The 8,120-nt window shown below is 68.4% G+C and carries 8 protein-coding genes and 1 pseudogene; 4 read left to right on the top strand and 5 right to left on the bottom strand.

The genetic code is table 11. From position 1 onward, the window contains the following. Positions 1-187: 187 nt before the first annotated feature. The 4 genes from murU to DBR34_RS19585 all read right to left on the bottom strand — a co-directional run bounded on the left by murU (position 188) and on the right by DBR34_RS19585 (position 3,822). On the bottom strand, positions 188-901 hold the full coding sequence (gene murU / locus DBR34_RS19600; protein ID WP_128098018.1) for an N-acetylmuramate alpha-1-phosphate uridylyltransferase MurU: 714 nt from the start codon (positions 899-901) through the stop codon (positions 188-190). Continuing rightward, positions 898-1,923 (bottom strand): phosphotransferase, encoded by a 1,026-nt coding sequence (locus DBR34_RS19595; RefSeq protein WP_128098017.1) that lies wholly within the window; start codon positions 1,921-1,923, stop codon positions 898-900. The genes murU and DBR34_RS19595 overlap by 4 nt, the downstream gene beginning before the upstream one ends. Before the next feature lie 59 nt (positions 1,924-1,982). Next, positions 1,983-2,258, bottom strand: a complete 276-nt coding sequence (locus DBR34_RS19590) for a GlsB/YeaQ/YmgE family stress response membrane protein (RefSeq protein WP_128098016.1) — start codon at positions 2,256-2,258, stop codon at positions 1,983-1,985. Between the two features lie 70 nt (positions 2,259-2,328). Then, complete coding sequence (locus tag DBR34_RS19585) at positions 2,329-3,822, bottom strand: M20 family metallopeptidase (protein ID WP_128098015.1); 1,494 nt, start codon at positions 3,820-3,822, stop codon at positions 2,329-2,331. 230 nt (positions 3,823-4,052) lie between these two features. On the opposite strand from DBR34_RS19585, the gene DBR34_RS19580 reads away from it, so the two are divergent. From DBR34_RS19580 to DBR34_RS19565, 4 genes are all read left to right on the top strand, one after another. After that, positions 4,053-4,352 carry a helix-hairpin-helix domain-containing protein gene (locus tag DBR34_RS19580; RefSeq protein WP_258224161.1) on the top strand — a complete coding sequence of 100 codons (300 nt, stop codon included), beginning with the start codon at positions 4,053-4,055 and terminating at the stop codon, positions 4,350-4,352. Between the two features lie 437 nt (positions 4,353-4,789). Then, positions 4,790-5,857 carry a L,D-transpeptidase gene (locus tag DBR34_RS19575; RefSeq protein ID WP_128098014.1) on the top strand — a complete coding sequence of 356 codons (1,068 nt, stop codon included), beginning with the start codon at positions 4,790-4,792 and terminating at the stop codon, positions 5,855-5,857. Positions 5,858-5,883: 26 nt separating this feature from the next. After that, positions 5,884-6,597: a murein L,D-transpeptidase catalytic domain family protein gene (locus DBR34_RS19570; protein WP_128098034.1), complete on the top strand. Its 714-nt coding sequence runs from the start codon at positions 5,884-5,886 to the stop codon at positions 6,595-6,597. A 14-nt stretch (positions 6,598-6,611) separates the two neighbouring features. Next, positions 6,612-7,211, top strand: coding sequence for a HutD family protein (locus DBR34_RS19565; protein ID WP_128098013.1), 600 nt, complete (start codon positions 6,612-6,614; stop codon positions 7,209-7,211). A 152-nt stretch (positions 7,212-7,363) separates the two neighbouring features. On the opposite strand, the pseudogene DBR34_RS24175 reads toward DBR34_RS19565, so the two are convergent. Further along, positions 7,364-8,120: pseudogene (locus tag DBR34_RS24175) on the bottom strand (sulfite reductase flavoprotein subunit alpha); the annotation flags it as partial.

Below are 8,120 nucleotides of genomic sequence, written 5' to 3'. Positions count from 1 at the left end.
CCGCCTGTAGAGCCGACCGTTGGTCGGCTGCACCGAAGGCGACCCCCACCGGCGGTAGAGCCGACCGTTGGTCGGCTGCGCTGAAGGCGACCCCCACCGGCGGTAGAGCCGACCGTTGGTCGGCTGCGCTAGACGGTCCCCACCGGCGGTAGAGCCGCCGGGTTGCCCAGGGTGGGTTTCCGCGCAGTTACCCGTGCCGGGCCTGCAGCTGCGCGTCCAACTGCGCCAACCGCGCCGGCGTGCCCACATCGGTCCATTGGCCGCCATGGTGCTGCCCGCTCACGCGGCCCTGCGCCATGGCATGCCGCAGCAATGGCGCCAGGCCGAACTGCGGCGGCTGCGCCTGCGCGCCGACGGTGTCGCCGATCACGGCGCGCCACGCATCGAGAATCTGCGGCCGGTACACCCCGATGCCGGCATAGGTCAGTCGCGCAGCGTCGCCTTCGTCGCTGACCTGGCCGTCGCCGCGCAGGATGAAATCGCCGCGCGGATGCTGGGCCGGGTTGTCGACCAGCACCACGTGCGCATCGCCCGCCGGCGCGTCGGGCAACGTGCTGAACGCCAGATCGGTCCAGACATCGCCGTTGACCACCAGGAACGGCGCATCGCCAAGCAGCGGCAACGCGTTGAGGATGCCGCCGCCGGTTTCCAGCGGTACCGCGCCTTCGTCGATGAGGTGCAGGCGCAGGCCCCAGCGCGCGCCGTCGCCCAAGGCGGGGGCGAACTGGTCGCCCAGCCACGAGGTGTTGACCACCACCTCGCGGATGCCTGCGGCCGCCAGTTTTTCCAGATGCCAGGCGATCAACGGCTTGCCGCCGGCCACCAGCAGCGGCTTGGGCGTGTGCAGGGTCAGCGGGCGCATGCGCTCGCCCTTGCCGGCCGAGAAGATCAGCGCCTTCATGGGCGCGCCAGCACCGGGCTGGCCAGCTGCGCCAACGCCGGCTTGATGCGCCGCTGCAGCAGGTCGTCCAGCGCGGCCAGTTCGGGATGGCGCGGCAGTACTTCGTCGAGGTAGGCGATGAAGCGCGGCGCGTCGTCGAAGTAGTGGCCCTTGCCGTCGCGGTCGCGCAGGCGCACGAACAGGCCCAGGATCTTGAGGTGGCGCTGCACGCCCATCCAGTCGGCGTCGCGCAGGAACTGCGGCCACGGCCGCACCGGAAGGCCCGCGGCCAGCGCCTGGGCGTGGTAGCGCGCCAGCCACGCATCCACCTTGTCCAGCGGCCAGCTCAGGAACGCGTCCTTGAACAGGCTCACCGGGTCGTAGGCGATCGGTCCGCGCACCAGGTCCTGGAAATCCAGCACGGCCGGGCCGCCGTCGACCGGCATCAGGTTGCGCGGCATGAAGTCGCGGTGGGTGAGCACCTGCGGCTGGTTCAGGGCGTTGTCCATCAGCCGGCGGTGCATCAGTTGCAGCTGCTCCAGCTCGCCACAGTCGAGCTGCAGGCCCAGGTGGCGCTGCAGGAACCATTCGTCGAACAGCCCGGCATCACGCTGCAGCAGCGCCTCGCCGAAGCTGCCCATGCCCTCGGGCACGGGAATCTGCTGCAGCCGGATCAGCTGTGCGAAAGCGGCATCGAACCACGCATCGGCATTGCTGTCGTCGATGTGCCGGGCCAGCGTGGGCCCGCCCAGGTCTTCCAGCAGCAGGAAGCCCTGTTCGACATCGCGCTCCAGCACCTGGGGCACGCGCACGCCGTTGGGTTCCAGCAGGTCATGCATGCGCAGCCACGGGCGCACGTCTTCCAGCCCGGGCGGGGAGTCCATCACGATGTGGCTGCCGCGCGTGCTGGTGGCACGCCAGTAGCTGCGGAACCCGGCGTCGACCGAGGCACGGTCGAGCGCCAGCTGCGGGTCGTTCAGCGCGGTGCTGGCCCACTGGCGGCGCAGTTCGGCGCGCTGGGGATCGGAAGCAGGATCGTTCATGGACAGGTACGTCGAAGCGGCACCGGGTGGCGCCAGGGGAATAGGAGAAGTGCGCGGGCTCAGCGCTTGTCGCCGCCGCTCACAAGCCGCAGCAGGGCAAGCACGGCCACCGCACCGAGGACCGCGCCGAGGAAGCCGGCCGGCTCACCGGCGGCATACCAGCCCATGTACTGGCCAAACCAGCCGGCCAGCAGCGCGCCGACGATGCCCAGCACGATGGTCAGCAGGCAGCCCATGCGGTTGTTGCCGGGCATGAAGAAGCGTCCGAGCAGGCCGACGAAAAAGCCGACCAGGATGATGTAGAGCCAGCTGGTGCTGCCAAACAGTCCGTTCATGCCATCTACGCCGTCGAAGGATGGACGCAGCCTAGCAAGGCCAGGCTGCGTCCGTCACGGCGTGACGCAATCAGCAGCAGCCGTGGCCGCCGTGGCGGGTGCCGCTGTCGGCGGCGACCGGCGAACCGCTGGTCTCACCGCGCAGGCTGGCCGCGTAGTGCTCGCTGATCACCTTGGACACGCACGCGGTGACCTTCTTGCCCATCGGAATGTGCAGGAACTCGTTCGGGCCATGCGCGTTGGAGTGCGGGCCAAGCACGCCGGTGATCATGAACTGCGCGCCGGGGAACTTCTCGCCCAGCATGCCCATGAACGGGATCGACCCGCCTTCGCCCATGTACATCGCCGGCTTGCCGAAGAAGGTCTGGCTGGCGTCGTCGATGGCCTGGGTCAGCCACGGCGCCATCGCCGGGGCGTTCCAGCCACTGGAGGCCTTTTCCAGGTCCAGCTTCACTTCCGCGCCGTTCGGCGGGTCGCGCAGGAGCGCTTCTTTCAGCAGCTCGCCGCAGGCCTTGCCGTCGGCGGTGGGCGGCAGGCGCAGCGACAGCTTCACCGCGGTATGCGGGCGCAGCACGTTGCCGGCCGAGGCCAGCGGCGGCATGCCGTCCACGCCGGTCACCGACAACGCCGGGCGCCAGGTGCGGTTGAGCACCAGCTCGGTGAGGTCCTCGTTCATCGGCTTCAGGCCGTCGACCATCGGGAATTTCTCGAAGATCGCGGTGTCCACCACGTCGGCGGCACGCTTGGCCTGTTCCAGGCGCTCGGCCGGGATCTCGACATTCATGCCGTCGATCAGGATGCGGCCGGTGTTCTCGTCCTCGATGCGCGACAGCAGCTGGCGCAGCAGGCGGAAGCTGGACGGGATCACGCCGGAGGCATCACCGGAATGCACGCCTTCGTTGAGCACCTTGACCGAGAAGTTGCCGCCGGTCAGGCCACGCAGCGAGGTGGTGCACCACAGCTGGTCGTAGTTGGCGCAACCCGAATCCAGGCACACCACCAGCGACGGCTTGCCGATGCGGTCGGCCAGGTGGTCCACGTAGGCGGGCAGGTCGTAGCTGCCCGATTCTTCGCAGGCTTCGATCAGCACCACGCAGCGCGCGTGCGGCAGGCCCTGTTCCTGCAGCGCCAGCACGGCGGCCAGCGAACCAAACATCGCGTAGCCGTCGTCGGCGCCACCGCGGCCGTACAGCTTGTCGCCGCGCAGCACCGGCACCCACGGGCCCAGGTCATCGTCCCAGCCGGTCATTTCCGGCTGCTTGTCCAGATGGCCGTACAGCAGGATGGTGTCGTCGCCAGTCTCGGCGCCGGAGGCGGGAATTTCCAGCAGCAGCAGCGGCGTGCGGCCTTCCAGGCGCACCACCTCCACCGTCAGGCCCGGCAGGTTCTGGGCACGGGCCCAGGTTTCCATCAGGGTGACGGCCTGCTCCATGTACCCATTGGCCACCCAATCGGCGTCGAACATCGGCGATTTGTTGGGGATACGGATGTAATCGACCAATTGCGGGACGATTTCGCTGTCCCACTTCTCACTGACGAATTGGCCGAGTTTGGTGCTGTCCATCTGACACTCCGGATGCATTGGCAAGTCCTCACATTCTACGCCCGGGAGAGGGGTAGGGATTTCCCTACACAACGTCAGGTATTTGGCTGGCTGTGTGAAGCCGCTGTGGACGATAGGCTGTGTGTATGTGGCGAGGCACGCTGGCGCTTCCGACGGGATAGCCGGCAGGCACCGGGTGCCGAGCCACAAGGAGTAGCAAGGTGGGGCCTTGGTTTTCGTGTAAGGCGCTGGTGCTGGGACTGTTGCTGATGGCCGCTGCGCAAGCATCCGACCGGATCGACATCAATACAGCAGATGCGTCGACGCTGCAGCAGGGATTGGCGAACGTGGGGCCACGCAAGGCCGACGCGATCGTCGCGTACCGGCGACAACACGGCCACTTCCTTCGCGTCGAGGATTTGACGCGGGTGAAGGGGATAGGGACAGCAACGGTCGAACGGAATCGACAACGGATGACGACGGGGATCATGAAGAGCCCCGCCGCGGAACCGCCCAGGAGGGCGTTGCCGGCATCCGTACCGAGGCGCTGACCAGACAGGACAGGTCGGGGACGGGCAGGGAGCCGGTCACTGGTCGCCGCGCAGGACGCGCGGTGACACCGACATACGCAGGGACGCGGTGCGCAGGGATGCGGCGCGGAAGGAATGGCGCGGATCCACCAGGACGGTGGCATCCAGACCCGGGAAGGGCTGTGATGGCGGAACAGGATACGGCCGAGTGCAGGGAGCATGGCCGGCACCCATACTGGGCAGGATGCACAGGGGGAAGGCGGGATGCCGACAAGGATGTGACGATTGCCCGGTACTGCGCAGGGATGCGTGGCCGGGCAATTTCTTTTTGGGCGGCGTGGTGTGCTCGCGCCGACAACGCCACGCCATGCGTGGCTGTCTTGATCAAGACGCTGCGAACACCTGTTTCATGCAGTGCGTTGGTGTAGCGTCTGCGCATCACTGGATGGAATGACCCCATGGCACCACGCCGCGCGTTGCTTACCCTGGCCTTGGCCACCCTGTTCGCCAGCGGATTCTGCTCGGCCGCGGCTGCTGCGCCGCCGGCGAGCACGAGCGCTGAAAAAGCCACCGCCGCACCGCGTGGGCCCACCGATCTCAAGCCGGGCGAGTTTCTCTGGCATCCGGAAATCTCGCCGGCCGGGCCGATCGTGCTGGTGGTCAGCCTGGATGAGCAGCGCGCCTACGTGTACCGCAACGGCATCGCCATTGGCCTGAGCACGATCAGCTCGGGCAAGACCGGGCATGAAACCCCGACCGGTGTGTTCACCATTCTGCAGAAGGACAAGGACCACAAGTCCAACCTCTACAACAGTGCGCCGATGCCTTACATGCAGCGGCTGACCTGGGACGGCATCGCGCTGCACGGCGGCAACCTGCCCGGGCACCCGGCCTCGCACGGCTGCGTGCGCCTGCCACAGGCGTTCGCGCAGAAGCTGTTCGGTGAAACCCGGCGCGGCGACACCGTGGTGGTGGCCGACGCCAAGAGCGCGCCGATGACGCTGGCCTACCCGGCGGTGCTGGCCCCGGTGAACAGCACCGGCAAGCCGTTGGTGGAAACCACCGATGCGCCGGCGCATTACTGGAACGACGCGGCCGCGCCTAGTGGCCAGGTGGGCATTCTGGTCAGCCTGCACGACCAGCGCCTGTACGTGCTGCGCGATGGCGTGCTGATCGGCGAATCGCGGCTGGAGGCCAAGGCCCTGCCGGCGTTCGAGGGCACCACCCTGTTCGTGATGCAGCAGGGCTACTCGGATGTGCCCAGCCCGCTGGACGCCCACCAGCGCCTGCACAAGTGGACCGCCTACCCGTTGCTGGGGCAGAGCGCGGGCAATGCCAGCCCGGACCTGCTGGCCACGCCCAGCCTGCCGATGGCGCTGCCACCGGAATTTGCCGAGCAGTTGTACAAGGCGCTGGTACCGGGCACCACGCTGCTGGTGACCAGCCTGCCGGCGGTACGCCCGGTGGCCGATGAACAAAACCTGCAGCCGGTGTTGGAATCGGACGCGGGCGGGTCCACCTTGTAAGGAATGGCCCTGTTGGTATGTCGTCCATGCGCGTGACCCGGAGAACTCGAACTGTCCTGTGCGGACTGGCGCTGGCCGGGTCGGCCGTGGGCGCGTGCGCGGCCGCCGCGCCGGCCACCCTGCCGCCGGCACAGCTGGCCGACATGCTGGCGCGCGCGGCGCCGGGCGCCGACCGCAAGGTGCTGCAGCTGGCGGCCAAGGCGATGACCTGCGCACTGCGACGGCCGGAACTGGGCATCGACCCGACCCGGCTGAGCGTGATCGACTACTCGCGCCCGTCCACCGAACAGCGCATGTGGGTGTTCGACCTGGCCCGGCAGAAGCTGCTGTTCGAGGAATGGGTGGCGCATGGCCGCAACAGCGGCGGCAACCAGACCGAACATTTTTCCAATCGCGATGGCAGCTTCATGTCCAGCCTGGGCGCGTTCACCGCGAAGGAAACCTACATGGGCGGCAATGGGTATTCATTGCGCCTGGAAGGGCTGGAGCCGGGCTTCAACGACAATGCGCGCGACCGCGCCATCGTCATCCATGGCGCCCCGTACGTGAACCCGACCATGGCCCGGCTGCAGGGCCGGCTGGGCCGCAGCCTCGGCTGCCCGGCGGTACGGCTGACCGTGGCCAAGCCACTCATCAACAGCCTGCGTGACGGCGCGATGGTGTTCGCCTACTACCCCGACAAGGACTGGCTGGCACGTTCGCAGTTGCTGGGCCCGGACTGCGGCGGCCGCGCCGGCTGAGGCACAATGCCGGCATGTCGACCGATACCGTCCTGAGCGCGGCCACGCGCGTGATTCCAAGTTTCGAATACCGCCGCGAGCGCTGGCGCAATGGCCTGGGCTGGACGCGGGAAATCCTGCGCGTGCCCGATACCGAGGAGTGGCAGGTGCGCCTGTCGATTGCCGAGATCGAGCAGGATGCGGCGTTCTCCGCGTTCCCCGGCATCGAGCGCGAACTGGTGTTGCTGCGCGGGCAAGGCCTGCGCCTGCGCTTTGCCGACGGGGCCGTGCATACGCTGCTGCCGCCGCATGACCGGATGCGGTTTGCCGGCGAAGCGGAGATCCATGGCGAGCTGGTGGACGGGCTTACCCACGACTTCAACCTGATGTGGCGCCGCGACGCGCTGGAGGCCGAACTGCTGCACCGTCCGCTGGTGGGCAGCATGTTCTTCTTCACCGAACCGGCGGTGGCCTGGGCGATTCATCTGCTGGCCGGGCAGGCGCAGTTCGAGGGCGACACCGACCTGCCGCCGATGGACGCCGGCGACACCGCCTGGTTGGCGGCTGGCCCGCGCAGACGATTTGCGTTGCGTGGCGGCGGTGAACTGCTCGCGATCCGGCTGAGCGCGCGGTAGGGGCGCATCCCGATCGACTGCCGATAGCGTGTGCAGCGTTCGGTGGTGGCATCACCTGTATCGAAGGCGGCTCCGTTGCGGGTCAGGCGTTCGCCGCGACGATCACGTTCATCGGCAGCCGTATGGGAACCGGTGCTGGCGCGTCCGTGCGCTCAGTACACGTCGCGCCGGTAGCGCCCGGCCACGATCAGCGCTTCCTTGCCTTCGCGGCCGAGGGCGCGTTCGATCACCGCGTCCACGGCCGGGGCCATGCCCTGCAGGCTGCCGCAGACCAGGATCGTGGCGCCTTGCCGTGACCACTCCCACAGCCGGTCGATGCGGGCCTGCAGGCGATCCTGCACGTAGCGGTGTTCGCCGCCGTCGCGGCTGAACACCGTATCCAGGTGTTCGATCCAGCCGGCCTGCTGCCACGCGGTCAGTTCGTCGCCGAAGTAGAAGTCGTGCACCTGCGTGCGCTCGCCGAACAGCAGCCAGGTACGCCGCGCGCCGGCGTCGATGCGGGCACGCAGGTGCGCGCGCAACCCGGCGATGCCGGTGCCGTTGCCGATCAGGATCAGCGGGGCGTCCGGCGCAGGGGCGTGGAAATTCGGGTTGCTGCGGAACCGCAGGTCGATGCGGCCGCCCAGCGCGGCGTGGTCGCACAACCAGCCGCTGCCCAGACCGGGCGTGCCATCCGGGCGCAGCTGGCGGCGCAGCAACAGCTGCACGTGGCCTTCGCCGGGCATGCTGGCGATGGAGTATTCGCGGTGTGGCAGCGGGCGCAATGACGCCACCAACGCGGCCGCGTCGTTGGCTGGTGCTTCATCGGCATCGGGCAGGTGCGCGCGCGACAGGTGCGCGTGCAGGGTGTCGCCGTCGATCTGCTGCGTGCCGTCCAGCGCGGTGGTGGCCAGCCACGCATCCACCGCG

This window comes from Stenotrophomonas sp. HMWF003 (genome assembly GCF_003061285.1).
Classification (GTDB): domain Bacteria; phylum Pseudomonadota; class Gammaproteobacteria; order Xanthomonadales; family Xanthomonadaceae; genus Stenotrophomonas; species Stenotrophomonas maltophilia_AP.
Note: the sequence above shows the minus strand (reverse complement) of the source record. Positions and strands in the feature narration are given on the sequence as shown.